This is a genomic window from Metabacillus endolithicus (genome assembly GCF_023078335.1).
GTDB classification, from domain to species: domain Bacteria; phylum Bacillota; class Bacilli; order Bacillales; family Bacillaceae; genus Metabacillus; species Metabacillus endolithicus.
This window is the reverse complement of record NZ_CP095551.1, coordinates 23,913-50,600: the sequence shown is the minus strand read 5'-3', so window position 1 is coordinate 50,600 and position 26,688 is coordinate 23,913. Positions and strand designations below refer to the sequence as shown.

Annotated in this window: 35 protein-coding genes and 1 pseudogene; 7 read left to right on the top strand and 29 right to left on the bottom strand. The window is 33.4% G+C overall.

The annotated features are described in order from the left end of the window. Nucleotides 1-30 precede the first annotated feature (30 nt). The 3 genes from radC to MVE64_RS26105 all read right to left on the bottom strand — a co-directional run bounded on the left by radC (nt 31) and on the right by MVE64_RS26105 (nt 3,705). Complete coding sequence (radC, locus tag MVE64_RS26115) at nt 31-723, bottom strand: RadC family protein (protein ID WP_247347574.1); 693 nt, start codon at nt 721-723, stop codon at nt 31-33. A 148-nt stretch (nt 724-871) separates the two neighbouring features. Then, the gene (locus MVE64_RS26110) at nt 872-2,113 is read right to left on the bottom strand and encodes a DUF3854 domain-containing protein (RefSeq protein WP_247347572.1); all 1,242 of its coding nucleotides are present in this window, start codon (nt 2,111-2,113) and stop codon (nt 872-874) included. A gap of 299 nt (nt 2,114-2,412) precedes the next feature. After that, nucleotides 2,413-3,705 carry a S1 family peptidase gene (locus MVE64_RS26105; protein WP_247347570.1) on the bottom strand — a complete coding sequence of 431 codons (1,293 nt, stop codon included), beginning with the start codon at nt 3,703-3,705 and terminating at the stop codon, nt 2,413-2,415. 197 nt (nt 3,706-3,902) lie between these two features. Between MVE64_RS26105 and MVE64_RS26100 the strand changes: the two genes are divergently transcribed. After that, a complete protein-coding gene (locus MVE64_RS26100) occupies nt 3,903-4,256 on the top strand; it encodes a DUF3221 domain-containing protein (protein ID WP_247347568.1) in 354 nt (117 codons plus the stop codon). Between the two features lie 391 nt (nt 4,257-4,647). Here MVE64_RS26100 and MVE64_RS26095 read toward each other — a convergent pair whose 3' ends face one another. From MVE64_RS26095 to dnaN, 8 genes are all read right to left on the bottom strand, one after another. Next, nucleotides 4,648-4,842 carry a DUF8096 family protein gene (locus MVE64_RS26095; RefSeq protein WP_247347567.1) on the bottom strand — a complete coding sequence of 65 codons (195 nt, stop codon included), beginning with the start codon at nt 4,840-4,842 and terminating at the stop codon, nt 4,648-4,650. A gap of 328 nt (nt 4,843-5,170) precedes the next feature. After that, complete coding sequence (locus tag MVE64_RS26090; protein WP_247347566.1) at nt 5,171-5,443, bottom strand: hypothetical protein; 273 nt, start codon at nt 5,441-5,443, stop codon at nt 5,171-5,173. Further along, a complete protein-coding gene (locus MVE64_RS26085) occupies nt 5,434-6,600 on the bottom strand; it encodes a hypothetical protein (protein ID WP_247347565.1) in 1,167 nt (388 codons plus the stop codon). The genes MVE64_RS26090 and MVE64_RS26085 overlap by 10 nt, the downstream gene beginning before the upstream one ends. A 50-nt stretch (nt 6,601-6,650) precedes the next feature. Continuing rightward, nucleotides 6,651-7,391, bottom strand: coding sequence for a hypothetical protein (locus MVE64_RS26080; RefSeq protein WP_247347564.1), 741 nt, complete (start codon nt 7,389-7,391; stop codon nt 6,651-6,653). An 11-nt stretch (nt 7,392-7,402) separates the two neighbouring features. Beyond that, nucleotides 7,403-8,377, bottom strand: coding sequence for an adenine nucleotide alpha hydrolase family protein (locus MVE64_RS26075; protein ID WP_247347563.1), 975 nt, complete (start codon nt 8,375-8,377; stop codon nt 7,403-7,405). A gap of 92 nt (nt 8,378-8,469) precedes the next feature. Next, a complete protein-coding gene (locus tag MVE64_RS26070) occupies nt 8,470-9,264 on the bottom strand; it encodes a hypothetical protein (protein WP_247347561.1) in 795 nt (264 codons plus the stop codon). Between the two features lie 88 nt (nt 9,265-9,352). Then, nucleotides 9,353-9,499, bottom strand: a complete 147-nt coding sequence (locus MVE64_RS26065) for a hypothetical protein (RefSeq protein ID WP_247347560.1) — start codon at nt 9,497-9,499, stop codon at nt 9,353-9,355. A 75-nt stretch (nt 9,500-9,574) separates the two neighbouring features. Continuing rightward, nucleotides 9,575-10,690, bottom strand: coding sequence for a DNA polymerase III subunit beta (gene dnaN / locus MVE64_RS26060; protein WP_247347559.1), 1,116 nt, complete (start codon nt 10,688-10,690; stop codon nt 9,575-9,577). A 315-nt stretch (nt 10,691-11,005) separates the two neighbouring features. On the opposite strand from dnaN, the pseudogene MVE64_RS26055 reads away from it, so the two are divergent. The 4 genes and pseudogenes from MVE64_RS26055 to MVE64_RS26040 form a co-directional block, all read left to right on the top strand. Continuing rightward, nucleotides 11,006-11,092, top strand: a pseudogene (locus MVE64_RS26055) (Rep protein); the annotation flags it as partial. Between the two features lie 517 nt (nt 11,093-11,609). Continuing rightward, complete coding sequence (locus MVE64_RS26050) at nt 11,610-12,125, top strand: matrixin family metalloprotease (protein WP_247347557.1); 516 nt, start codon at nt 11,610-11,612, stop codon at nt 12,123-12,125. Between the two features lie 17 nt (nt 12,126-12,142). Next, nucleotides 12,143-12,547, top strand: coding sequence for a hypothetical protein (locus MVE64_RS26045; protein ID WP_247347555.1), 405 nt, complete (start codon nt 12,143-12,145; stop codon nt 12,545-12,547). 14 nt (nt 12,548-12,561) lie between these two features. Then, on the top strand, nt 12,562-12,765 hold the full coding sequence (locus MVE64_RS26040) for a hypothetical protein (protein ID WP_247347553.1): 204 nt from the start codon (nt 12,562-12,564) through the stop codon (nt 12,763-12,765). A 483-nt stretch (nt 12,766-13,248) separates the two neighbouring features. On the opposite strand, the gene MVE64_RS26035 is transcribed toward MVE64_RS26040, so the two are convergent. The 13 genes from MVE64_RS26035 to MVE64_RS25980 form a co-directional block, all read right to left on the bottom strand. After that, nucleotides 13,249-13,995, bottom strand: coding sequence for a hypothetical protein (locus tag MVE64_RS26035; RefSeq protein WP_247347551.1), 747 nt, complete (start codon nt 13,993-13,995; stop codon nt 13,249-13,251). A gap of 158 nt (nt 13,996-14,153) precedes the next feature. Continuing rightward, on the bottom strand, nt 14,154-14,609 hold the full coding sequence (locus MVE64_RS26030; protein ID WP_247347550.1) for a hypothetical protein: 456 nt from the start codon (nt 14,607-14,609) through the stop codon (nt 14,154-14,156). Between the two features lie 3 nt (nt 14,610-14,612). Continuing rightward, on the bottom strand, nt 14,613-14,921 hold the full coding sequence (locus tag MVE64_RS26025; protein WP_247347548.1) for a helix-turn-helix domain-containing protein: 309 nt from the start codon (nt 14,919-14,921) through the stop codon (nt 14,613-14,615). A gap of 481 nt (nt 14,922-15,402) precedes the next feature. Continuing rightward, the gene (locus MVE64_RS26020; protein ID WP_247347546.1) at nt 15,403-15,708 is read right to left on the bottom strand and encodes a hypothetical protein; all 306 of its coding nucleotides are present in this window, start codon (nt 15,706-15,708) and stop codon (nt 15,403-15,405) included. A 335-nt stretch (nt 15,709-16,043) separates the two neighbouring features. After that, the gene (locus tag MVE64_RS26015) at nt 16,044-16,316 is read right to left on the bottom strand and encodes a thioredoxin family protein (protein WP_247347544.1); all 273 of its coding nucleotides are present in this window, start codon (nt 16,314-16,316) and stop codon (nt 16,044-16,046) included. Continuing rightward, nucleotides 16,309-16,725, bottom strand: coding sequence for a MerR family transcriptional regulator (locus MVE64_RS26010; RefSeq protein ID WP_247347542.1), 417 nt, complete (start codon nt 16,723-16,725; stop codon nt 16,309-16,311). The genes MVE64_RS26015 and MVE64_RS26010 overlap by 8 nt, the downstream gene beginning before the upstream one ends. Before the next feature lie 190 nt (nt 16,726-16,915). Then, nucleotides 16,916-18,556 carry a mercury(II) reductase gene (merA, locus tag MVE64_RS26005; protein WP_247347541.1) on the bottom strand — a complete coding sequence of 547 codons (1,641 nt, stop codon included), beginning with the start codon at nt 18,554-18,556 and terminating at the stop codon, nt 16,916-16,918. A 32-nt stretch (nt 18,557-18,588) separates the two neighbouring features. Further along, nucleotides 18,589-18,738: a heavy-metal-associated domain-containing protein gene (locus tag MVE64_RS26000; RefSeq protein WP_247347530.1), complete on the bottom strand. Its 150-nt coding sequence runs from the start codon at nt 18,736-18,738 to the stop codon at nt 18,589-18,591. A gap of 18 nt (nt 18,739-18,756) precedes the next feature. Further along, on the bottom strand, nt 18,757-18,912 hold the full coding sequence (locus MVE64_RS25995; protein ID WP_247347528.1) for a lipoprotein: 156 nt from the start codon (nt 18,910-18,912) through the stop codon (nt 18,757-18,759). A gap of 3 nt (nt 18,913-18,915) precedes the next feature. Continuing rightward, complete coding sequence (locus MVE64_RS27670) at nt 18,916-19,215, bottom strand: mercuric transporter MerT family protein (RefSeq protein WP_281730525.1); 300 nt, start codon at nt 19,213-19,215, stop codon at nt 18,916-18,918. Then, a complete protein-coding gene (merF, locus tag MVE64_RS25990; RefSeq protein ID WP_247347527.1) occupies nt 19,212-19,439 on the bottom strand; it encodes a mercury resistance system transport protein MerF in 228 nt (75 codons plus the stop codon). Before merF ends, MVE64_RS27670 begins: the two co-directional genes overlap by 4 nt. 16 nt (nt 19,440-19,455) lie before the next feature. Further along, nucleotides 19,456-19,854, bottom strand: coding sequence for a mercury resistance transcriptional regulator MerR (gene merR / locus MVE64_RS25985; RefSeq protein ID WP_247347525.1), 399 nt, complete (start codon nt 19,852-19,854; stop codon nt 19,456-19,458). 351 nt (nt 19,855-20,205) lie between these two features. Beyond that, nucleotides 20,206-20,781 (bottom strand): recombinase family protein, encoded by a 576-nt coding sequence (locus MVE64_RS25980; RefSeq protein ID WP_247347523.1) that lies wholly within the window; start codon nt 20,779-20,781, stop codon nt 20,206-20,208. A 145-nt stretch (nt 20,782-20,926) separates the two neighbouring features. Here MVE64_RS25980 and MVE64_RS25975 point away from each other — a divergent pair, with 145 nt between their 5' ends. Next, nucleotides 20,927-23,893, top strand: coding sequence for a Tn3 family transposase (locus MVE64_RS25975; protein WP_247347521.1), 2,967 nt, complete (start codon nt 20,927-20,929; stop codon nt 23,891-23,893). Nucleotides 23,894-24,051: 158 nt separating this feature from the next. Here the strand turns inward: MVE64_RS25975 and MVE64_RS25970 are convergent, their stop codons facing one another. The 3 genes from MVE64_RS25970 to MVE64_RS25960 all read right to left on the bottom strand — a co-directional run bounded on the left by MVE64_RS25970 (nt 24,052) and on the right by MVE64_RS25960 (nt 25,152). Next, complete coding sequence (locus MVE64_RS25970; protein ID WP_247347520.1) at nt 24,052-24,432, bottom strand: zinc-ribbon domain-containing protein; 381 nt, start codon at nt 24,430-24,432, stop codon at nt 24,052-24,054. A gap of 77 nt (nt 24,433-24,509) precedes the next feature. Further along, nucleotides 24,510-24,698 carry a hypothetical protein gene (locus MVE64_RS25965; RefSeq protein WP_247347519.1) on the bottom strand — a complete coding sequence of 63 codons (189 nt, stop codon included), beginning with the start codon at nt 24,696-24,698 and terminating at the stop codon, nt 24,510-24,512. A gap of 58 nt (nt 24,699-24,756) precedes the next feature. Then, nucleotides 24,757-25,152, bottom strand: coding sequence for a hypothetical protein (locus MVE64_RS25960; protein ID WP_247347518.1), 396 nt, complete (start codon nt 25,150-25,152; stop codon nt 24,757-24,759). Nucleotides 25,153-25,278: 126 nt separating this feature from the next. On the opposite strand from MVE64_RS25960, the gene MVE64_RS25955 reads away from it, so the two are divergent. Further along, nucleotides 25,279-25,434: a hypothetical protein gene (locus MVE64_RS25955; RefSeq protein ID WP_176551259.1), complete on the top strand. Its 156-nt coding sequence runs from the start codon at nt 25,279-25,281 to the stop codon at nt 25,432-25,434. Between the two features lie 48 nt (nt 25,435-25,482). Here the strand turns inward: MVE64_RS25955 and MVE64_RS28245 are convergent, their stop codons facing one another. Together MVE64_RS28245 and MVE64_RS25945 are read right to left on the bottom strand one after the other, a co-directional pair. Continuing rightward, nucleotides 25,483-25,638 (bottom strand): YIEGIA domain-containing protein, encoded by a 156-nt coding sequence (locus MVE64_RS28245; RefSeq protein ID WP_379053357.1) that lies wholly within the window; start codon nt 25,636-25,638, stop codon nt 25,483-25,485. A gap of 277 nt (nt 25,639-25,915) precedes the next feature. Beyond that, complete coding sequence (locus tag MVE64_RS25945; RefSeq protein WP_247347517.1) at nt 25,916-26,662, bottom strand: YwmB family TATA-box binding protein; 747 nt, start codon at nt 26,660-26,662, stop codon at nt 25,916-25,918. Between the last annotated feature and the right edge of the window lie 26 nt (nt 26,663-26,688).

Sequence of the window (26,688 nt, the reverse complement as noted above, 5' to 3'; positions counted from 1 at the left end):
AAGCAATGAGATTGCTGTAGCTGAAGTTGATCAAACATGACCCTTTTCCTTTATAGATGTAAAATCATTGGCTGCCACAATAACGTGATCTAAAACCTCAATACCTACAATTTTCCCAACTTCAACTAGTCTCTTCGTGACTTCAATATCCTCACGTGAAGGAGCCGAATGCCCGGATGGGTGGTTATGAGCTACAATAACGGAAGCAGCACTTCTCATTAATGCTTCGTTAAAGATCTCGCGAGGGTGCACTATGCTTGCGTTTAAAGTAGCAAAAATAGTTTTCTTAAGAAGAACTTCATTCTTTGTATTTAAAAACAAAGCAACAAAGTGCTCTTGATTATAATCCTTAAGATACTCTAAGAAATCAGCAGCATCTTTGGGTGACCTAATCACATAGCGACTCTCTGCTTTTTCGTTATAAACTCTCCTACCTAACTCTAGAGCAGCAATAAACATTTCCGCTTTGCGTTTAGTGAATCCCTCAATCGTCATAACTCTTTCAACAGTTAATCCCTTTAATCCATACTCTCGCTTCATATCAAGGATTTGATTAACCATTTGCTGCAATGAAGTCTTTTTTGTTCCTGTCCCTATCATTAAACAAAGTAATTCACTTAAATTTAGGTTAGAAACATCTCCTTCCACTTCATATAACCTTTCAACAGACTCTTTTACTAACGAGCTGTCTGTACGTTCACTCACAAAAGATAATTGATTCATTTTTTCTTCCTCCTAAAATGTGTAATGTGTTTAATCTTAAATAATTCATGAGTTTTTCTATCATGGATTACATAAAATCACCTCCTTTAAAGTAAAAAAAAGAAGCCACTGATTAGTAACTTCTTTTCTGTAATATAATTAAACTCAACTAAATAGAGACGATTTGAGGCTTATAACCGTTATTTACAAGGTCATCGATTCCTTTACCTTTTTCAACTGGCCATAATGCAATCGCTAACTCTATTCCATGTGGTTTGAGTTCTTTTTTCGCACCTTCTATTGCGTTTAATACATTAGTTTGAACAGTATCCTCTTTTGTTTGAGCATCTGCATCAAAACTAAAGATCACACGCTTTGGTCGTAATGAAATAGTAGGTTCTAAAAGGAGTCTCCAATTATTCACTCCAGGTACTTGTAAATGTATCTGTTTTGTATAATTCGAAGCTATATCTCCTTTTAATGCACCTTCGCCCCACCATACAGTATCAGTCTCCATATGGTCACTGAGTTCTCCTTTATACAAGATCCAATTTAATAGAACTTGAGCGGGAACAGCTGCATGATAAGGTAGCACTGGATTTCCTATTTCAGCACCTTGTATTGTTCCTTTATCAGGATTAATAGGTGAAGAGAACCAACCGTACTTTTGACCATTAGCAGGCTTTTCATCAAACATGATTTGAAATCCTTGAATTTCGTTATTGATGCTACGAAATGGAATTAACAAACCAGCTCTACCAACAGACGTCCAATAAGGTCCATATTTCCCTTCTTTAACTGCAAATCCCGGAACTCCATCTAGCTTAACTCCTTTAGCAGCAAGCTGTTTAGTAATACCATATCTTTCTTTCATATCATCTGAATAAGAACGATACATTCTAATTTTCGCTACCTGTGGACCTATTTTTCTCACTTCTTTCAAGTGAAAAAGATGTGGCTTTTTGAGATCAAATTGCTTGATCCATTTAGAGTAGACTTCATGTAAATACCCAGGAGTTGCTTTAGGTGATTCTTTTTGAATCTCAATCCTAGGTTTATAAACAACATCATCAAATGTACGACTGCCGCCATCTTGATATTCAATAGGAATACCGCATAGCTCACAAATTTCTTCAACCGCTTGTACAAAATCCTTACCTTTTAAATAAGGGTCATTATATTTGCGGTAGCAATAAAAACTAATTGCATCCTTTCCACCAGCAGTTCCACCAAAGTCCTTCCAAACGTGTTTAGTAGGATTAATGGAAAGGGACGGAGTATTTTCACCACCATTACGATAAGTAAAAAAGCTTTGTCCCGAACGATGTAGAGACTCACCAAGTTGTTGAGCCAAAAAAAGTAAATCTATATTTCTAGCCTTTTCGATAGTTTCTTCTGTAATAAATGCCACTTCCGTTCCCCTCCATGCGCTAATTTGATATAAAACACAAAAAAGCCTATAGAGAGGAAAGACACACTTGTGGTGTGTTTATTCCACCCTATAGGGCTTATAACTTCAGTAAAAGGCTCAATTGAGCAAGAAAAATAACTAATAACTAAATTATAATCTAGTATTATCACGAATACAATTATAATGTTGCGATATTTATTCTTCTATTTCGTTTGAGGGATTACTCCTAGATCTTAATAGTTTATATATGATTTCCTATTTAAACCTTTTATCCCAAGTGACTACATTTAATAAAGGTATTATTTCACAACAATTCCATCCATGTAAAAAGCATCTAGGATTTTACCAATTTTAGCAAAATACCTTAGAGTGTATCCACCTGTGATATATCTACCATTATGAATTCCCATAGCTTTTCCGTAATTATATACCGGGCCTCCGCTATCACCACCTTGCGAGTAATAGTTTACTGAAACAACATCTCTTACGGTATCTAAATCCGCACTGGTTGCACCAATGCTACCACATACTGTTTTAGCAGTTGTTTTCCCAACCATACATGCAAAATCCCCAACATAGTATGATGTCTTCAATCCAGTGATTTCATAACTATTTGAGTATTCTCCAAAAATGTAATGTGTTTTCCTGTTTGGCGCTAACGTTATGGCAGCCGCGTCTAAAAAGCTACTGTTATAATGATTTGCTACAGATCCAAACTTTAATGTTCCATGTCGAAACTCTTGGTACAACCCTGTCGCACAGTGCCCTGCAGTAAGGGTATAATATAATGTACCTGCTGATGTATTTCTATACGCAGTAAAAGCAGAAGTACAACCGTCCCCCGTATCTATATTCCTGATTTCTAGACCACCTTGAATAACTTCATTACCACTATATCTATCTGCTTCCACTACTTGGCTAAAATTATCTGTTAAGTCTATAGGAATATTACCTATAAATTTCTGAATAATAGAGGCAGTTTCACTATTTAACTGTTCGACACTTATATCCAATCTATTTAATGGTATGTTTGGAATTACTGACGTAATTTCAACTCCATTTTTAGTTAATTTTTCTTTTACACTATGTAAAGTATCCTTTGCAGTCATTAGGTCTTCTTCTGAATAGTTAACATTAAAAAATTTAATATTTTCATACTTTAATAATTTTTTTGTGTTATTCAATTCAGTAGAACTCCCATTTTTCAAACCAATATATACTGCTCCATCTTCTTGATGATTTACGTATAATCCACCATAACGACTTTTTTGTTTGCTCTTGAATTCAGCTTCGACCTTTGGTAAAAGTTTATCTAATTTTTCTATACGTTTAATTAACTTATCATGCTCACTTTTTTCTAAAACAGTTCCAAAATCTTCAACATACAAATCCTTATTAATTTTATGCTCTCTTATTAATTTCTCTACTTTTTCCTTTGAAGAATCTAGTCCTGCTTCTTTTCTAAACTTTATCCCATAACTTACTTCATCAAAACTGTCCTCCTCTTCTATAAGTGTTTCTGAAGTATTTTTACTTGATTTCCCTTCAGCTAAGACAGTCGTATTTTGAATAAGTAAAATAGAAAAAAACACACAGAAATGGTAGTTAGCAGATTTTTCAATAATTCCCTCAATTCAACACCCCTATTATTAGAATTTTACAACAATTAATTTACCATTATATTACATTAATTGCAATATTTATAATTTATAATAAATTATGTAATATACTCATAGTATATTGAAGTATAATCAAACTAAGACACTCTTTCGGAAAGGTGGTTAAAATATTGAAATTTATTAAATTGATTTTAATTTCTGTCATCTTAACTGTTTTAGTAGCATGTGGTAAATCTACTGCGAATAGCGATCCATATGATTTAAAAGGGTATATTTTAGAAGAGAATAAGATGGGGTTCATTATGGTATCTGACATAACTAAAAATGAATTTGATGAAATAAAAGATATCCCAAAAGTAGAATTATTCGAAGATACTAAATTCTTATATCATAAAGTAATTTATGAAGGGGAAACAAAAGTAAAAATGGGACAAGAAGTAAAAGTTTGGCTTGGCCCTCAAAAAGTCATTAAAGACTCAGATCCTCCACAAATTGAAGCTAAAAGTATCCAAATCCAGAACTAAATATTCTTTGTCCATAAGTAAGACTCAGTACAGATTCACAGGTAGAACTTGAGCTTTTTATTATTAATTGCAAATCGATTTCAAATCCACCTAAGTTTGTCTGTTTTAAAACAGATAGTAATAGAACCAAACTCATATATCGAGAGTTTGGTTCTTTTCTATTGTTTTCGTTGACCTATATATAAAGCCCACCAGCTTCTTTGAAGCTGATGAGGCTTTTTTATTTATATTAATTAAACAATATAGCTTTCGTTATTCAAATAGATCTATCGCTATCTATTCCTAATTCCTTCTAACTTTTAATTGAAGGCAATATATTTTATGAATATTAATAGCTACTAGAGTAGGATTTACATTATTATAAACTAAGACCTCACATTAAAGATACCAATTAAATACTTTTCATCATCCCACAGTTTCTGCATTTTCTTATATATTCATATTTTTTGACTGAACTGTCGAATAACGCATGATTACAATGATCGCAACGACCACTGATCTTATCGGGATGTGTTCGGTAATCATAAACAATACTTAGATCGTACTCTACTGCTTTTTGGTTACCTAATTCTTTTGTTTCTTCCATGAAATATCTTCCCCATTCACATGACTTTTCTAAGTATACAGGGATTTATTTTAACATATATTATTATTCCGTTTTTTACCTTTTCTTAAGTAAAGGTGCTAATTTTTCTTTCCTTTTTTTCTTCTTTCGGCTATCAACTCATCCTGATTCTTACCTTTTAACGGTCTAGATTTTGAATTCATATTAATTACTTTTTTATCGCTCAAGCCAACCTCTCCCTTTGTTCTTCTTTAGTAGCAAGTATGTCCAGGAGAATCTAGCATTTATACATATCTAGTTAATAAATACAAAAAAGCCCCTTAATAGATCATCTATTAAGGGGTTTTTATTATTCTTTTATAGCAGCTATTTCTGAAATAGCTTTATTTATATCTTCTCTATATAAATCAAATTCATTTTTCGGATCTCTTATTGTAATACTTGCAGGAATATCTGCAGTACCATTCAGAATACTTCGCGCTCTTGAATCTGCTAGATTAATTCTTGCTCTTCTTGCTCTTCTACGTTCTGCAATTATTTCCGCTTGGGACCTTATTGGAACCACTTGAGAACGAGCACCTAATTTTTCCGTACTAGATTTTTGAAGTGACATTAGATCCAAATTTCTTTCTTCTCTTCTCTCTCAATTTTATCATATAGAATACGACTTAAACCAAGAAGAATCTTGTAAATAACTCTTTTATCTACTATATCATTTGAAACAGATAATAGAAGACCTCTTTCATTAACTGACTTGTTAATCTGTAAAGAAATTATCCAAATAGTATTATTTCTTTCTTTTCCCATTTTCATCTTGTATGAAACAACTTCATAACCATCTTCTGGTTGATTATGATACATGTCCGATGTAGTACTGTTAAAAACATCTATAATAGACTGTATTTTTGGATGGTGCATTTCTCTTTCCAAATCAATATATTTCGGAAATTCCGCTGTTGTTCCTACATCAGCTATCTTTTTTAGCTTCATTCCTTCTTGGTATTCATAAAGTGTAAAGTCAGATATGATCGCTAAATCTGGATAATCAAAATCATCAGACGATATTCTAAGTAAAATCTTTTGAATATGATCTATTAAATGAACCAAATAACTAACCGTTGACTCATAGACTTCTATTTCTAAATCAAGCTCTTTAATTGTGTCACGGTACTCATCCATTGCTGACTGTTCTCTGTTTCGCAATTCTAGTATTTCATTTTTTAGATTTTCCTCTTGTTTATTATATTGTGTAGTAATAGCTTGAACAATCTTAGAATCTTCGTCTTGTTTTGTTAGAACACCAGTAACATAGGCTGCCAATCCGCTATATGAAAAGTGTTTATCATACACAGTATGATTTAACAATTCATATTCAATTGGTCTATATTTCTTATAAGCCTGTAAATTAAAATAAGGATGGTAGATATTAAGCATTTTATCCTTATAAAAAGGAATTAGGCAAAGAAAGATGGCCACAAAGACTAGAAGTGTTATTCCAGCTATCAACGCCCAATGCAATTCCGCAAACCATGTAATAACACTGGCAACAGCTCCACCTATTATTGGAAGTCCAGTTAAGTTTGCTATTTTCATCTTACCAACCGTTGTAACTGGCTTATAAAATTTTTTTAAATCCTTTATGATTAATAGTACCAAATCTCCGAACCAATTAGACTTTATATCATCTTTTGTTGATTCAGTACGAAATATATCTAGAACCTTGTCCATTTTAGGGGCAAGGTTATGTAAAAATCCATGATAATTAAGTTTCTCCGACATCTATCACAACACCTCCAATAAGTAATACCAAATTTTTCTTTAAATGTAAATCACTCTAAGTTAACAAGAGAAAATACTCCTTCTTGGTGTTCTGGTAAAGCTTCGCCAGATATAAACCCGTAACTTTGCTCTTGCTTCCCTAACGCTTCACCTATAGCACTAAGCATAAGATGGTTTATAGCAGCCTTATGTGTCCTATCTGTAAATGAACCATAAGACCAGCCAAGCCATTTATATACCTCTTCAGCGGCTTGTAAATCATTCTCAATCCCTCTATTACAAACTACAAAGCTAGCTCTATTCCAAACAGCTTGTCTTTTCTTAAAATCAAGAGAAGATGGGAAGAAAAAGTACGATTTCCCAGTAGCTTGTTGTCGTTCTTTAAGAAATTCAAATAATTTATCTTCGCTCATATTTAACTCTACTGTAATATAAAAAACTGGGTGAGGATTCTTCGTTAATTTTTGGTTAATCGTTTTATTAGGAAGGAAAATTAATTCTCCATCATAATCAAATTCTCTAGGATTTAATTCATCCCTTTTAACAGAAATCCCATCAACTTCTACCCAGCAGTTTAATATAGCATCTATTTCATCCTCTTGAATTAAAGAATAGCCCGTTTCCTCTTGGATAAATAGGAGGTATTCCAACAAAATTCGTCTTCCCATAACAGTCATAGCACCTGGAAGATATTCCTCATAACTTACACGTTTAAATGATTCATACCTGTGTCTATGACTTAAATCGCCTTCTTCAAAGAAACTAAGATAATTCGATGATTCTCTTTCCAACTTCAAAACCTTTAATTTCTTTTAAAGAGTTGTCTAGGTAATACCTCTCGAAATCGGATATCATTCCGCATTCGTAACATAAGGTTTTTCCATTCCAATAGATACTGGTATTTGGTTTTCCCTTCTTCAATATGGCGAACAAGCATCGGATCATTCCCACTCAGCATTCCGCAAGTCCAGCATCCTGCTCTGCTTCCAGCAGCACCACAAGCGTTTCCTTGATCACTACTTGTTTTCATACCACACTCCATAATAGATTCACCATATTGTAGTGTTAGATCACTTAACTTTACTCCAAAGGGAAAAACAGTATAATCCATAAGTTTATACCAGAGAAAATCAGAGGAAATAAATTTCAAAGGGCCATAGCAAAGGATTTCATCAAAATCACTATGACCACTAAAATAAGATTCTTCACTTAATTCCCACTTGGCTATTGAAGCCCTTCTCCTAGCACTTTCTTCATTTCTGGTACCAAGCATAAGAATAAGTTGATGCTTCGCTTGGTCTCCTATCCTAATTGGAGCTTGTGATAAAAGTTCTTTTAGTTTATATTGTGATGGGTAGATTTTTAAAGACGCTGTACACCAACGGTGACGTGTATTAGGTGTTGAAATAAGAGTTCCTCTTCCAAGTACTTTGAACCAAAAAGACTGTTTAAGACTTGGTTTTACAATTGTTGTTTCAACTGGTATCCGTTGTTCATCAGCAGATCTTTGTATGCTATCAATCGCATTATGGAGATACTCAGTCATATCAGGTGTTTCCACGCCTGTATCAGAAGTTATTAAGTGCACCTTCTTTTTTCTTTGATAAACAGGTAAAGACAAGAGCATTTCCCATAACAGTAGCAATAATAAGGTTGAATCCTTACCTCCTGAATAAGCTAATGCTAGCGGAACATCTTCCATTAAATAAACCTTTTTCATATGTTCTTTAATCTCTTCAAAAATATCATTCATGCGAATTGTCCCACTGCTAAACATAAAAAGGGGTGTCCCCCTGCTAAAATGTTTAGCAAGGGAACAGTCCCCTCCTTTACGTTATATTGTTTTTATTTGACCTTCATTTTTCGTAGTTATAAATTTAGTATTCCGTATGCTTTAAATAGTTTATTAAAGGCTTCATAGGTACTTCCTGAATCAGAAGATTTAATCTCTTCTTTCGCTTGGAAAGTCGGAGATACCTCATCCCCCACTTCTCTTGGATCGACTTCCATTGTCATTACTGCAAATTTACCATCTTTTGTGACATTGGAATGATAATCACTACCCCAACCAGTCTCACAGATGATTGAGAAAGATAATGTTGTGCTAGATAAATGAACGGACATCAAATCTACAATAGCATTTTCATGATTATATAGATCAGTTAAGTACTGAATTGTCTCATGGAATTGTTTATAGATGTCTTTTTTAGGCGTAATTTTAAATATCTCCTGAGATTTTTTTATAGCCTCTGAAATGAAAACAGATAATCCATCAAAGGAAATACTCTCCTGTGACACTAGCTTAAATAGATCTCTATTTGTAGAAATGTCAATATCACGATATCCTTGAAAAACAGCAGACCATCGATGCCCCATAGTTACATTCCCTTTAGATCGATAAGTTCTAACAAAGGCAGAAGCTTCTACCTTGTTAGTATTACCTTTTAAAAAGATATGCAAGGCATATGTGATTGACCTTCTATTCTTTTTACTAGTGCGTCTAACAGTTCTGTAAAAAGTCAAAACTTCTACTGCATCACCCGAATGTGTATCTCCAAATTCTTCTTTAATGTCAACATCCCTAACGGCCACTTTATTGAAAACACCTAAATCTAAAATTTTTGCTGCTGTTGGAATTAAATTTGCTACCATTTTTTCTGACATTATATTTTCCTCCTCTTATTTAAGAGAGAACTACTACATATTAGTAATAGTTCTCTTATGACTTCTATTTTTTTGTAATTAGCACTTATTAACGAACTGCTAATGCCTTCAAATCTTTAATTGAAACTTTTACGTCATAGTTACTTGAATAGATCCGCTTATAAGTTTCAACCTTTCGTTTTAACCTACTCATTGCTATGACCTCTTGAGTTCTTGTTAAATATGGGCTTTTCATTGTTCATCCTCCTAAAATGTGCAATAAAAAAATCACGACAGTCTCGTGATGATTTGTAAGTGTATTAAATTCTTCCTAACGGACTGGTAACACAAGCGCAAATTGTGCAGCATCTTCACTGACAGGCTTAATGAGTACGGGTTTCATTACTCCAGCAAACTGAATTAGTACATCCCTCGTAGTAAGACTTTGTAATGAATCCTTAAGGTAAACTACATCAAGATTTATTGTAATTTCTCCCTCTAAATCAGCTAAAAATAATTCCTCTTTTCCTGAAGAGATACTAGTTGTAAAGATAAGATCTAATGCAGGTAATTCAGAGTTTTTAAAGTGAAATTTCGCCACTTTCTTTTTATCTGGCTTCAAGGAAATTTTTGCTCTATCACAAGCTCTTATAAGCTCTTCCCTATTAACCTTAGACTGGCATTCAAAATCATTAGGAATTAGCTTAGTAATGTCTGGATAGCTCCCCTCCAAAAGCCTTGTGGTAAAAGTAAGATTATCTGTCTTTATGGTCATCCTATTTTCGTGAATGATCATTTCGCATTCTTTGACATTTGATAGAATTTGAATAAGTTCATCAATCGACTTTTTAGGTAAGACGGTATTTTTCAATTCTGTAGCTTCCTGAAGTAAAGGAACTGCTTTAGCAGCTAACCTATGACTATCTGTTGCAATTAGAGTTAAATACTGACCATTTGAAACAATATGTACCCCTGTTAGGATTGGTCTTGTTTCATTTTCTGATGTTGCGTGTTTAACAGCTGAGAGACCTTCTGAAAAAAGAGTACCGTCAATTTTAAAGGAATTACCCTCTTGAAGCACATCGACTACAGGGTAATCTTCACCATTCATAGTTGCAATGTTAAACTGAGATTTCCCCACTACTATGTTTACTTCATTTTTCGATTCCTTTTTGACTAATTTCACATCTCCTTTAGGTAAATTCTTCATCAATTCTTGAAAAAACGAGGCCGGAACCAAAAAAGATGTTTCTTTGGTTGCTTCTGTTAGTTCATTTGATTGAATCTCTAAACTAATATTTTCGTCCATTCCCCTAATAGATAAAGATGTTCCCTTAGCTTGAATTAATACACCAGATTTGATGTCGTCATTCTTATCAGACGCAACAGCTTTTGCCCTTTCTAATACTTGTAAAAAACCCTTTAAATGATTAATTTTTATGCTCACTTAAATCCCTCCTAAAATGTGTAATAAAATTTAATAGGTGAGCGCCCCACTAAACTAAGATTTATTCCTTATGACAACGCAAAAAAGCCCTATGGGCAGACTTCCTCTAAGAGAAAATACTACCCATAGGGCTTAAAACTTCAATGCAAGGCTCTATCTGAGCAATAAGAAATAAATATATGGTTATTATACTACTTTTTTTTATTAGATCAAATAAGTTATTTAACTACTAAAAGCCAACACTTACCTTTAACTATTTTTGTTCAAAGTGTAAGTATATCTTCTTCATAACCTACTTTATACATGTAATACTAACTTACTATGAGATTAATTCAACAATCTTTAAAAAATCTTAAAGATCAAAATGGTAAAAAGGTAAGTTTACCTGCAAAGTTTTTTTAATAAAGATTTTAGATCGTATCTGTAAAATGATACGGTCTTTTTTTATTTGTATTTATTTAAAAAGGTGACACCCTAAAAACCTTAACAAACCTAGTCATATCAACTCTTCAAGTCACTTTTTAAAAACCCTCTCTATTATCACTATTATTTAATAGCAATTCGCCCTTTGGTTTTGCAACCTTGTATTTTATAATTTTTCGTTAATGTCTTAAAGACTAAAAGGTTGCCATTAAGGCAACCAAAACCAGTTTGTATGGTGGTTTTATTCATAAAACTTAGGTGTAACCAAAAAAACCATATATACCAATGGTTTAACCGACTTTTTAGAACTTGTCCCTTCTCACTCTCTATGTTACACACAGTAATTCGCTCTTTGTTTTGCAGCATTAATTTTATTGATTTTTGGTTATGCCATAAAGGCAAATAACTTAATAGATTGAATATTTTGAAGAAAAGGAGGAATTTTACATTTTTTGTAGAAATTAGTTAACTAGATATTTAAGAATAGGAGGATATTATGAAAAAGAAATTTGTTTTCTCAAGTTTATTGGTTATTGTGTGTTTACTTACTACAATATCTGCACAAGCATATGGATTTTTAGGAAATAAAGTGCCTAACCCTAAAGGAATAACTTATTATATTGGTTCTTCGGTGGGATCATGGAATACCGATGCTAGACATGGAGTTTTTGCTTGGGATCCAGCACCTGAGATTGTGATTTATGGTCAAAAATACACAAAATCACAAGCTACGATAAGGTTCGAATATTCATCAACTGATACAAATGACTATGCTACAGAAGTCAGTGAATGTCGTTGTAGTACTAGTGATTATTCAAACATAACTTTCTGGGGTGATTTTGGTCCTTTATCTGATGATCGAGAAAAAGAAACGACAGCACATGAGGTTGGACATTCATTGGGATTAGCTCATGAAGATGATGTTCCTTCAATTATGGTATCGGGGCCAGAATGGCTAGATAGTATTTATCCTGTATCAGATGATTGGTCTGGCATTCGAGCGAGATATTAAGGAGGGGAAATTTTCAAATGAAATACAAAGGGATTCTAATTAAAACGATTTTAGTTTCACTAATCTTTTTTGGTGGTATTTATATTTACAAAGATAACGAACCTGTTACTGAACAGTCTTTTTATGGTCACGGAAAACATGAAGGGTTTGAAAGTGTTGAAGCTATGGAGCATAAATCCACTTTAATTGTTATAGGGAAGAAATTAAATAAAGAGGAACCTACCATACTAGAAGATGGTGTAGTAGGTGAAGATGGATATGAAGGTATTATGGGTGGCTATACAATATCAAATTTTCAAGTTAAGAAGGTTATTAAAAATACTTCTGGTCAAGAAGTTATTAAAAATGATGTGATTTCTGTATTAGAAAATGCTGCTAGTGATACTATTGGTGATGGCAAAAAAAGGTTAATTATTCTTTAGATGGATATGAACTTATGGAAAAAGGTAAACATTATATATTATTTATGGATGAAAGTAGCTCTGATCCTGGAACATTTATCCCTGTAGGTGCTGTATATGGTAAGGCTCCATTAGAAACAGATGAATTAGAATTTAATGGTGATGATAAAAGTGTTAAAAAACTAATTAAGGAAGCAAAAGCAAAATATAAAGATAAAATCAATTTGGTTGAAAATTAAAGCTAAGAGTATATCATATACATCTTTAGTTACCATAACATCAACAATACGAAGCGAGTAAAAGAGCCAAACTCAATGATATCAACGGGTTGGCTCTTTGTTACTTTTATAGATTATGCATTATTTTATACAATATTGATAGATTAACCTTTTTAGGGTATTTCTTAAATATTTTTGAGGTTCTTTGTTCACATAATGAGAGATATTGATTTTTTATTCTTATTTAGGATTTTACTACGGCTTAGAAAATATTAATTATTTAAACCTCTTTCAATACCACCAAAATTTCAATCAATTGCGGTAAATGAAAAAGATATATAAAGAAGATAAAGTGTGATAATAGCTAATAAACTGAACTTTCTCCATTCAATCTCGTGATACTTTAATCTATATTGTATTAATTCAATAAGTTGCTCTTGTTCTCCTATAGACCAATGTTTATAAGTTCTTTTTTTGCATATTTCCTCCTAATATATTTTCACTCTATTTCTTACTAAAAAAAGACCAACGCTTCCTCTTTGATTCTGGTAATAATTTACTAAGCAGTTCTTTCCCTACTACTTTTTCTGTAAGAATTGCCATCGTGCTTTTTAGTTCTTTTTTAAACTCATCATCTTCGGGTATATGCTCCCATGTGGAACATCCTTTTATTAATGCTGTCGTCATTTCATGAACATATGGTATATGATAGACATCTCCAGTAATTGAAAATGAATCCCTTAGTTTATCTTCATACTTTGTACGAAGTTCTTTTGTTGAGTAGTTTAAAATCATTGAAATCTTTTCAGGGGGTATGTGTTTTCTAAACTCGCTATACTCATCAACGCTTCTATTTACTCGTACTGGATCAAAAGTTGAAGTAATGAATACATGGTCTGCTTGCTTTAAAATAATCCTTTCATGCTCATGTGTTAAATTATGAGACATATCATAAACGATTATAGGAATTTGACGTGCATATCCAATGAGGTAAGCTGTTTTTAATAAAGACCACTTTTGTAATAAGTCACTAGGCCCCTTTATGATATACGTAACATTCTCAACTTCTATATCACTGCCCTTACGAATAACTTGGTCTTTATCTATACTTGAAAACCAACTCTTCCAATCTTCTTTCACCCTAACCTCTCCATCTATTGCCTCATACCAATATGGATCTGCATATGGGCTTTCTACAAGACCTATATGAAGATTTAATGTTGCAAGGTGCTCTGCAAATAATTTAGCCATAGAGGATGATCCTGCCCCCTCAAATGCACTAGCAAACACTATTAATTTAGGTTGTACAATTAATTGTTGATATACCGGCACAATCTTTTCAATAACTCTTCCTTCTTGTGGACGTACACCGGAAACAATAATCTCTTCAGCAGCCTTTATCTCTTCTTCTACTTTCTTTTTTTCATATCTTCTGTGGCTTTTTCAACTTGATTCCTGAAGCGGATTATATTTTTGAAATTTGGTTCCTGATCTAACTGCTGGATATAATCTTTTGGAAATGTACCTTCGTTAAAGATGTCAGTAATGTTAAAAGTGGTTAACTTTGCTAAAAATAAATCATCTTCAGAACGATCACAGAAGAAAACGATCCTCAAATTATAACTAAAACGCCTAATATCCTCTATAATATTTTCCCATTCAACATCTGACTCACCACGATTATTACTTTCACCTAATAAATCATCACCTATAATAATCATCTCTGGAGATACTTCATTTATTTTTTTCACAAGTGATCTTCGAGTAGGAACGATAGCAACAACATGGCCTATACCAGATTTCTTTATATCCTCCTGTATCATGGCATCTAAATGTTCATTACCAGTGCCAATAATAACATCCATCTTTTAACTCACACCTTTTTTCTGACTATAGAAAAAGACTTTTTCTAACACTTCTCTAAATTCGATGTACGAGATCTTTTCATTACTATGCAATGATTGAAAGACATTCCTGGTAACGTATTCCCATACTTTTTCGTTAACACCTGACGTTCCAGATTCCATTTTGGAAATCGCACTTCTAGATAAATTTACTCTTTCCGCTAATTCTGATTGAGTTAAACCAAGTTGCTTTCTAAATAAAAGGACACACTCTCCTTTATGAGGTGGGAGTAATATTTCAATTAAATTTGGATAAACAGATAAAAATTCCATCTTCTCTTCCTTTCTTAAGCAAAAAAAAAGACGCACCTATCTCTTAGTCTTGATACCAAGAGATAAATGCGTCTTCCGCCTAACGATTCTATCAATTTACATTAAATTATACGTCAATATTCCCATATTATAAAGAAAAACTTTTTCCTAATATCAGCTTTTGATTAAGATTAATCATTTCAACAAATAATCTAGTTAATCAAAATACTGTTTTCAATTTTAATTTAACCAATACCTTCTGTAGCTTTGAAATAAAGTTTGATCAAAAATACATTACAAACCCATATTTTACGATAAATAAAAAGAATCCATTTTGAAGATTGATCAAAATGGATTCTTCTCCAGCAGATTTAAGTTTGGTTTTTATAAAAAAGTTTGATCATTTTCTACCTACGTTGTTTCACAATCTCGCTTTTTATTGTCGAAGAAAGAAAGCATTCAATTTGGAACTTACAAAAATAAGTAACACATTCTCAATTCATTAATTCAATAAAGTTCTAACATTATTTAAAAGCAATTGAAGTTTTATCACTCCAAGTTTCATTATAGTTTTTAACGCTCTTTTTACCAAAGGTACGTTTAGAATACCAACTAAAGTTACAACAACTAGGGCATAGCATGATATTTTTATCCAAGAAAATTGTGATGAAAAACCATCTGCACTAATCTCTGTTATTTCACGAATACTCCACCAACTTCGAGGATCAACAAAAGCTGAAGAACATAAAAGTAATACTGAAAACAAAGCTATAAATTGAAGATAAAGTTTTTTTAATACGCCTACCAAATTGATCAACTCCTTTTTCTGTATTGATTCAACATTAAATTGAAACTATCCTGCCCAATAAGGGGTAGCGTCAGGAAAATGCGGATTTACAACGTTAAGGAAATTTCAATATCAAAAAGCCTGATTTCTCAATTAACTGTGAAGAGATTAGGCTTTTTTCATTTCTCAATTAAAACGCCTGATTGTTGAAAATAATTTTTTTGTTGAACAGTATCGTTGTACTGTGCAGTAAATGACTTGGTTTTGTTAGTTGTTCTTCTTCATCTAAGGAAGCTTTATTAAAGAACATCAAAATAATAACAGGGCAATTTTGCCCTGTTAAATACATTATCCTATTATCCTTGACCTAATCCTGCCGCTTTTATTGATTCAATATCGATTCCATTATTTTTGCAACAATCTACTAATTCGCCGTTAATTGCAACTGCTGGGACTGATTTAACGCCGTATTCCTTTGCTTTTGCTTCACATTCGTTCGTATCGCAACCTTCATTTAAATCGTAAACGACAACCTCACAATTATCACAGGCAAGGTCTTTCACTTGTTTTACAACGTCATCACAAAGATAGCAACCTGATGTAAATACTTCTACTAATCGTTTAGCCATTTTCATTCACTCCTTTAAAATTTTTGATAATAGGACAATCGTTTTTGGAAACCCCAGAACCAGGACACTTTTCTGCTAAATCTTCCAGTAATGCTTTCATTTGGTGCATATTTTCGATTCTTTCTTCAATTTCTTTGATTTTGCTTGTGGCAAAATCATGTACTTCTTCTGAACGAAAATCTTCATTATTTGAAGCAGTTAACAGATTTTTTATTTCTTCTAATGTAAATCCTAAATCCTGTGTCCTTTTAATAAACTGAATGTCCTTTACAAAACCTTCAGGAAATTTTCTATATCCCGAATTGTTTCGAGGAGGTTTAGGAATTAAACCACGCCTTTCATAATAGCGAATGGTTTCAATATTGACCTCACAAACTTTTGCTAGTTGGCTTATTGTCAATCCTTCCATTTCTTTTCCCTCCTCTGTTATTAGTATGAACCACGTACCATAGTACAGGGTCAATGGTAATTTTATGATTTTTTATTTAATAATCCTGCTCCACAAATATCGTCGTTTTCATCAACCATATCATACCAAAAACCTTATCATCTTCTTTTTATTCATAATAAAAAAGGGTCCCTAATGGGAACCTCTTTTATCATCCTGCACAACAAGATAATTTCGATACATCTTTATCAAAGGTAAGAGCAGCTAATTTTAATCCTTCTGCCATTGTTAAATATGGTGCAAGGCTTTCTTTTAAATCCTCTACGGTTAAGCTAAACCTAACGGCTAAAGTCGCTGCATAAATCACATCGCCTGCATTTTCAGATACAATATGAACCCCAAGCACTTTTAATGTTTTCGAATCCGCAACAAGTTTAAACACACCTGTTGTTTCACGGTTTACTATCGCTCTTGGAACGGCATCTAAAGGCAATACAGATGTTTTTACTTCATAGCCTTTTTCTCTTGCTTGTGCTTCTGTCAACCCAACCGTTGCAATCGATGGATTGGTAAAAGTTACGCCAGGAACAACGGATAAATCTAATTTTTTATTTAATCCGCCAATCGCATTATCGGCAACAATTCCACCTTCATATGCTGCTACATAAACGAATTGAGGTCCTAATGTTACATCGCCTGCTGCATAAATCTTTTCATTACTTGTCCTAGCGTAGTCATTTATCAGGATTTCTTTTCGTTTTCCAACTTCAACCCCTGCGGCACTTAAATTCAAAGAATCTGTATTTGGTTTTCTTCCTGTTGCAACAAGTAACTGCTCTGATTCCACCACTTTTTTCTTACCATCTACTGTTACATGAACCTTTTTGATTTGCCCCTCTTGTTCTACACGCTCAAAAGTTGCCCCTTTTACAAGGTTAATACCTTGTTCAATTAACGCTTTTTCTACGGCTTCTGAAATTTCTGGATCATATTCTTTTAAAAGTCGCTCACTTCTTTGCATAAGCGTGACTTCTGAACCTAAATTATGAAACAATTGCCCAAGTTCCATTCCGATATATCCTGAACCAATAACCGTTAATCGTTTTGGCACCTTTTTTAATTCAAGTAGTGTTGTACTTGTTAAATAATCCACTTTTTCAAGTCCTGAAATCGGCGGTAAGGAAGGAGAAGCGCCCGTTGCAATTAAGAAACGCTTTGCAGAAAGTTTCTTCCCGTTAACTTTAACTGTATTTTCATCAACAAATATTGCTTCACCTTCAATTAACTCAAAGCCATATTCATCAATTAAATTGACATATTTTTGATTCCGAAGTTCGCTTACTAACTCATCTTTTTGCTTTACTAAAGGAGCTAATTCCACTTTTCCAGCAGATGCCTGTAAACCTATAAATGGATTAACTTTTGCTAAATGATTGATTTCCCCAGCTCTAAGAAGTGTTTTTGATGGCACACAACCAATATTTACACATGTTCCCCCAACGGTTCCACGCTCAATCATGGCTACTTTTGCCCCGTATTCAACGGATTTAATCGCAGCCGAAAAAGCAGTTTCACCAGAACCAATGATAAGTAAGTCATAATCTCCCTCATCACCTAAAACCACTTTTTCTTCAGATTGTACTTCTTCTATTTCTCCAGGTTGATATTTTGCTTCATCAATTGCCTTTTTTGCACTTTCAACCCCAATATCATTGGGTAATTCAAATACTGCTTCACCACAACGAAAACTAGCTTCAATATTTCTAGCACCTATATTTTCAAGTGCTACTGCCACATGCTCTTCACAACCCGTACAAGTCATTCCTTGAATATTTATCTTAAATTTATTCATTACTTCAACCTCCTGTTTTATCTTAAATTTTCCTATTTCCTTATTTCATACCCTAAATCAGTAATTATTTCTTCAATTTCTTCTAAGCTAGTTTTCGATTTATCAAATGTAAGTTGGGCTTCTCCTGATCCTTCAACTTCTATATCTTGAATACCCTCTAAATTAGAAACGGCGGAACTCACCGTAAAAGCGCAAGATACTCAAGTAAAACCATCTATTTTAAACGAAACAGATTCTAAGTTTTCCGATGGAACCTCTCTTGTTTTTGAACCTTCTTCAACTGCTTTTTGACCACACCCAGAAAGGACAACAACCAATCCAAATACAATGAATAGATATATTAAATATTTCATCATGCCTTATATCCCCTGACTGAACAATGTATAGATAAGCATTACCCCAGAAACGATTGTACTAACCCATACCAACTTCTTCGTTTTCTTTGAACTATTTTTTTGTTTCCATACAAGTAAATGAGCAAAAGAAAGCATAATAACCGTGATAACAATAAACCAAATTCGATATGGCGCAAACGTAACGGCAAGTGTTCCAGCTAAACCACTTAGACCAAGTGGTATTAAGATCGCTAAGCCAATTCAACAAAGACTTGCTAAAAAAGCTGAAAACATCGAAGCAATTGCAACAACTCTTTCTTTCATTTTTTACATCTCCTTTTTTTATGTGATTTTTCATATTTAGAATAAGCATAAAAAGTTAAACCAAGAAAAACAGCTAAAACAGGAATCAGAACAAAATCTAAATAGCCTGTTATTGCGCCTAATCCAAGCGTACCTAATAAAATAACTAAAATAGGTGTAGCACAACATAACAAAACCAAAAATGTACCTATAAGCCCTGCAATAAAGGTCTTTTTATGTTTCATTTCTAAATTCCTTTCATTAGTCCTCAATCAATGTTTCAATGATTGGGCAGGCATGTAATTGTTTTTCATCTGGACATCGCCTTTTTAAATCTTTCAACATAAGATCAATCCGTTTTAAGTCCTCTATTTGTTTTTGAACTTCTTCCTCTTTTTTAGATACAAATTCAAACATATCTTCACAGCGAACTTCATCCTTATCAACAACACCAAGTAATTTATAAATCTCACTTAAAGTAAAGCCAAGCTCTTGTATACGTTTAATAAACCCTACACGCTTCACATCATCATCTGAATATATCCGATAACCAGCATTTGTTTTTAAAGGATCTTGTAATAAGTTCTTTCTTTCGTAATATCTAATTGTCTCTTTATTTACCCCACATTTATCAGCAAATGCACTAATGCGATAACTCATTAAATTTCACCTCTCAGAAATATAATAAACCGTGTACTATGGTACACGGTCAAGAATAACATAACTATGCTTGTTAAATAATCAAGTGTATGTCGAACTCTCAAAAATAAGATAGAAATAAGAAACCGACTTTTGGTTTCAATATGGTTTTCTCTATTTGGATTTTACAGGGTTAAAAGATTCCATAAGTTACTCCATACCAATGGCACGTTTGCTGACCCACCACCTATTTAACCTACTTCTTTACTAAGTACATTCTTTCACGAAGGAAGTTGTTTGTTGCGCAGTATTTAGTCTACTACGTAATTAGAGATACTCCACAATCGGGGCCTTATATGAAATAAGGCGTGACTAATTGTTCGCTTCTGACAGCTTTCTATATAATGAAGCCCTAGATACATTTGTAATTTCACAAATTTGATTTACAGTCATATTTCCTTCTTTATATAGCTTTACTGCATAATTCATTCCTGCGTGATTTTTATGATATTTCTTTAACCGTCCTTTAAACTTCCCTTCTTTCTTTGCGAGCTCAATTCCTTCACGCTGACGCATACGAATAAGGTCTCGCTCTAATTGGTTAACACCAGCCATTACCGTAATTAAGAATTGGCTATATGGATTATCTTCTGATAAATCTAGCCATGTATCCTTAAGTGATTTTAAGCTTGCCTTTTTATTTCGTATTAAATCAATCAATTCAAATAAATCTTGCGTACTTCGAGTGATCCGAGTTAAATCTGTAACATAAATAATGTCACCTTCCTGTAAATCCTCTAACATTTTTTGAAGTTGTTCACGATCCTTTGTGGCTCCTGAAATTTTTTCTTCATAAATAATATCCATTCCAATTTCGTTCAATTGCCGAAATTGTCTTGAAGGATTTTGGCTAGTCGAACTGACGCGTATATAACCGATTTTCTGCAAAATTTCACCTCGTTTTTGAGACAAGTCTTATGAGACACTCTTAACTATGATTTTATCAGTCTACTATACTTGTATCAATAGAGTACACTCTATTGATATATAATTGAACTAATAAATTGAAAATACAGAAATGGGATGATACTGAATGAAAATTGCGAGAGGTAGAGAATTGCTTACACCGGAACAGAGACAGGCTTTTATGCAAATCCCTGAAGATGAATGGATACTGGGGACCTACTTCACTTTTTCCAAACGGGATTTAGAAATAGTTAACAAGCGAAGGAGGGAAGAAAACCGTTTAGGATTTGCCGTTCAATTAGCTGTTCTTCGGTATCCCGGTTGGCCATACACTCATATCAAAAGCATCCCAGATTCAGTCTTACAATATATATCGAAACAGATCGGTGCCAGTCCATCCTCGCTTAGTCATTATCCTCAAAGGGAAAATACACTTTGGGATCATTTGAAAGAAATTCGAAGTGAATACGACTTTGTAACTTTTACCCTGAGAGAATATCGAATGACATTTAAGCACCTTCATCAATTAGCTTTGGAAAATGGTGATGCCATTCATCTACTGCATGAATGCATAGATTTTCTAAGAAAAAACAAAATCATACTACCAGCTATCACTACACTTGAAAGAATGGTGTGGGAGGCAAGAGCAATGGCTGAAAAGAAGCTATTTAATACGGTTAGTCAGTCTCTAACAAATGAGCAAAAAGAAAAACTTGAAGAGATCATAACTTCGCAGCTTCCATCCGAATCCAATAAAACAATATTGGGTTGGTTAAAGGAACCACCGGGTCTTCCTTCACCCGAAACATTTCTAAAAGTAATAGAACGGCTGGAATACATACGGGAAATAGAATTGGGGACGGTAAAAATTAGTCATTTGCATCGCAATCGCCTGTTACAGCTATCTCGTTTAGGTTCAAGATATGAGCCTTATGCATTCCGTGACTTTCAGGAAAATAAACGCTATTCAATATTAACCGTCTATTTATTAAATCTTACTCAGGAGTTAACGGATAAAGCTTTTGAAATTCATGACAGACAAATACTCAGTCTGTTATCAAAAGGCCGTAAGGCTCAAGAGGAAATTCAGAAACAAAACGGTAAAAAGCTGAATGAGAAAGTTATACACTATACGAACATCGGACAAGCTTTGATCAAAGCAAAACAGGAAAAATTAGACGTTTTTGAGGTTTTAGAATCCGTTATCGAATGGAATTCCTTTGTCTCTTCAGTCGAAGAAGCTCAGGAGCTTGCACGTCCTGCCGACTATGATTATTTAGACCTACTGCAAAAACGGTTTTATTCACTAAGAAAATATACGCCAACGCTATTAAGAGTATTGAAATTTCATTCCACAAAGGCAAATGAGCCACTTTTAAAGGCTGTTGAGATTATCCGAGGAATGAACGAATCCGGAAAACGAAAAGTGCCTAATGACTCACCTGTGGATTTTATTTCAAAACGATGGAAAAAGCATTTATACGAGGATGATGGTACAACAATAAATCGTCATTACTATGAAATGGCTGTTTTATCAGAACTTCGGGAGCATGTTCGGGCAGGAGATGTTTCCATTATTGGTAGCAGACAATATAGAGATTTTGAGGAATATTTGTTTTCGGAAGATACATGGAATCAAACGAGGGAGAATACGAGATTATCAGTTAGTTTATCATTCGAGGATTATATAAAGGAGAGAACCAGCAGCCTTAATGAAAGGTTAAAGTGGTTAGCTTCCAATTCCAACAAGTTGGATGGGGTTTCTCTTGAAAAAGGAAAGCTGTCACTCGCACGCTTAGAAAAAGATGTTCCAGAAGAGGCAAAAAAGTTTAGTGCAAGCCTTTATCAGATGCTACCAAGAATAAAATTAACCGATTTACTCATGGATGTTGCTTATATTACAGGATTTCATGATCAATTTACTCATGCTTCCAATAATAGAAAACCTGATAAAGAAGAAACGATTATTATTATGGCTGCTCTTTTAGGAATGGGAATGAATATTGGTTTGAGCAAGATGGCTGAAGCAACACCCGGACTTACATATAAGCAATTAGCAAATGTTTCTCAGTGGCGCATGTATGAAGATGCCATGAATAAAGCCCAAGCCGTATTAGTAAATTTTCATCACAAATTACATTTGTCTTCCTATTGGGGCGATGGTACAACATCTTCGTCAGATGGTATGAGAATGCAGTTAGGTGTTTCGTCACTACATGCAGATGCAAATCCACATTACGGAACTGGAAAAGGAGCTACCATCTATCGATTTACGAGTGACCAGTTCTCTTCTTACTACACAAAGATTATTCATACAAATTCAAGGGATGCGATTCATGTATTGGATGGTTTATTGCATCATGAGACGGATCTAAACATAGAAGAGCATTACACGGATACAGCCGGTTATACAGACCAAATTTTTGGATTAACCCATCTATTAGGATTTAAATTTGCTCCAAGAATAAGAGATTTATCAGACTCGAAATTATTTACAATAGATAAAGCAAGTGAGTATCCAAAACTAGAAACAATTTTACGTGGACAAATTAATACAAAAGTCATTGGAGAGAATTATGAGGATGTTTTACGATTAGGCCATTCAGTAAGAGAAGGAACAGTCTCAGCATCACTTATTATGGGGAAATTAGGTTCTTATTCAAGACAGAACAGCCTAGCTACAGCCTTACGAGAAATGGGACGAATAGAAAAAACGATCTTTATTCTTAATTACGTTTCAGATGAATCTTTAAGAAGAAAAATACAAAGAGGATTGAACAAAGGAGAAGCCATGAATGGGCTGGCAAGAGCTATTTTCTTTGGTAAACAAGGAGAGCTTAGGGAACGAACAATACAGCATCAACTTCAAAGGGCCAGTGCTTTAAACATAATTATCAATGCCATTAGTATCTGGAATACCTTACATCTAACAAAAGCAGTTGAATATCAAAAACAGTCTGGTAGGTTTAATGAAGAATTATTGCACCATATGTCACCTTTAGGTTGGGAACATATTAATTTGCTAGGAGAATACCATTTTAATTCAGAGAAAATTGTCTCGTTAGATTCTTTAAGACCATTGAAATTTTCTTAACGTTGTTAAAAATGGGGAAGTCGTCTCGAAAATATGCTTAGCGTTGTAAATCCGCATTTTCCTGACGCTACCCCAATAACAAATAATGAAATAAAAAAAAGACTGCTGTACAGTCCATTAATGTTCTACTCTAGCGCTTTTATTGCTGAAGATTACTACTACATGTAAGGGGATTGATAAAATGTCTTATACCAATGAAGAACTAAGAAAAAAGTATAATGATTTAATTGATCAAACAAATGATGGGCGTTAATATATTCTCCTAAGACAGTGTATTCATCTCCGACTAAATTAAACACTTCTTTTTTGAATAATTCAGTTGTTTTCTGTATGTTTCCTGCACATTTAGGACATCGTTTGGGATTATTTTTATTAGTAAAATTAGAAGGAGTTGCGGTCTCCCATTCGTATCCGCACTTACTGTGTATCATCTTTATTTTAGTTTTAGCGTTTATATAAGTCCCTAAAATTTCGTACTCTTCTCCAACTAACTCAAATACTTCCTGTACAAATTCCTCATGCGTTTTTCTTCTACCCATTTCCCTATTCTCCTCCAGATCAACGGAGGCTGCGCAGCACTTATGTATCGATACTTCCTGTTTTTTGTTTGTTTAGTTTATCTGTATTGATTATTTTCTTTTACTCTCATTTCTTCAAGAAATTGTCTTGCAGTCTTCTTATCCATTCCACCATTTTCCATTAACTCTATATCCTTTAAAACATCTTCATATGTAAAATTCTGTTCTTTCGTTGCTTTCTGAAACTTACCTCTGATACTTCTAAAGGATTCTGAAGAACATTTCAAGTTATCAATCTCCTTTTCTATAAATTCAACGTTTTAACTAGTTATGTATAATTTATTTTTAACATACTTCTTTATGTATATCTTTGCTTTTTATGTAATCTTCATAGTACATCCATGTTAATTTTTCTCCTGTTTCTGGATCTTTTCCGGCTGATTTTAACCTGCCTTTACAACACGATGTTACTGAACTACCATTAACACCAATATTATAATAGAGAGATCCTTCCTTTGCTGTATTGAAAGGTTTATTTGTTGTGATACAAAAAACTGATCTTGCATGTGAATTGTTCCCACCCGAAATTCTCTTGGAGTGTAATGATTTTGATTGTTCAGTTTTTTCAATTTCGAGTGATCTTCTTATCTTTAAATTTATTTCATCTTGAGAGGTGCTATAAAATTCATCTAAATACATCCAAACTAAAGGTCTTCCATCTATTTTTCTGTATGACTTCAACTTCCCCTTACAACAACTGCTTATGTGACCTTCTGTTTTAATAGGTGACTCAGTAACAGGTTTACTATTAAACGAATAATTCCCTACTTCTAGGTAACAATAAATTTTTGGAAAGGAGGGATTATCATGGATAATAAACAACAACTCCAAGAATGTATTAATGAATGTGAAAGCGCAATGAGACACTTAAATAACGCTATGTCTAAAATGAGCAATGAACGTTTACAACACGCTTCGAGAGACTTACAAGAGTGCATCAATGAGTGCCGTAGCCTGTTGTAATCTACATGACCACCTATTAATCTGTAGGTGGTCATTTTTTCGCAAAATTTAAAAACGTTTTAGCACAAAAAGAACAATGAAATCAACAACAGTGACACACAAGATATTGATCCATATGGATTCTATATCAACTAATTGAATGGTTAGTGCCTTTGCGAAAGAGACAAAAAGAGCAAAGTAATTTCGTGCCTCAAATGTTTTCACAAATTCCAACTATATAAGCATCGCCTCGAAGCATATTCAGTGCCTTCGAGATCTTTTAAACTTTCTCGTTCCGATTTCCGAACGTTCTCGAAACTTCTGTATAGCAAGTGCAGTAAGGTCCCTTCTATTTTTTTCTTTAATTAGAATGAAAGTTTTACAACAATTTCTTGATCATTTAAGATTTCTAATAAATTGTCAATTATACTCTACTTAAAACCTTTAATTTTATGTACACTTAAAAATGAATGATCCTGTTACTCTTTGATAATATTGTTTTCTAGTATCCAGAAGTTATTATAGGGGTACCAATCGTAACATCAATTAAATCATCCTTTTGATTTTTCCTAAGACCTATTTGAAGATTAATTTTCTTTTCATTTATCCTTAATGTATATGACTCCAAAAGATTAGTATATGCAGATAATGAAACCAAATCATCTTCAATTAATCCTTCCACAAAGGTACCAGAGAATTCTCTTAAGAGAAGATCCCCCTCTTCCCTTAATTCAAAGCCATTCTTTTCTTTCATTGTGCCTTTAAGAGTATAAAAGACTTCATTTTGTCCGTTAACTTCATTATTAAAGTTAGCATTAATAAAATCCCATAATTCTTTATTCCAAGTTTGACCCTTAATTTCATAAGAATGATATATTCTGTACTTATTCCCTACAAGAAAGGCAGTAACTTTAACTCGCATCTCTATTTCTTTTGGTTCGATTTGTTTGTAACCAACTGTAATATAGTGTTGTTCTTCACTGCCTTCATCACGACTAATATCCCACTTATATCCTTCTTCATCTTTTTGTATTCTTTCTATTTCTCTTTGAATATCTTTTTCACTGGTTACATCCTTAACCGGTTTCATTATATAAATTTTCCATGAATTTAATGTTATTTTTTCCTTTTGAACAATTTCTGTTAACTCCAATAATCCATTTGTATTACTTTGACTATTAACTGCCCTGTTTGTATAGAAAAAGCTTAATAGTATCAGAAATACTATAGTCAATTTGATAGATTTCATAAAAAACTCACCTCACGATTATCTTT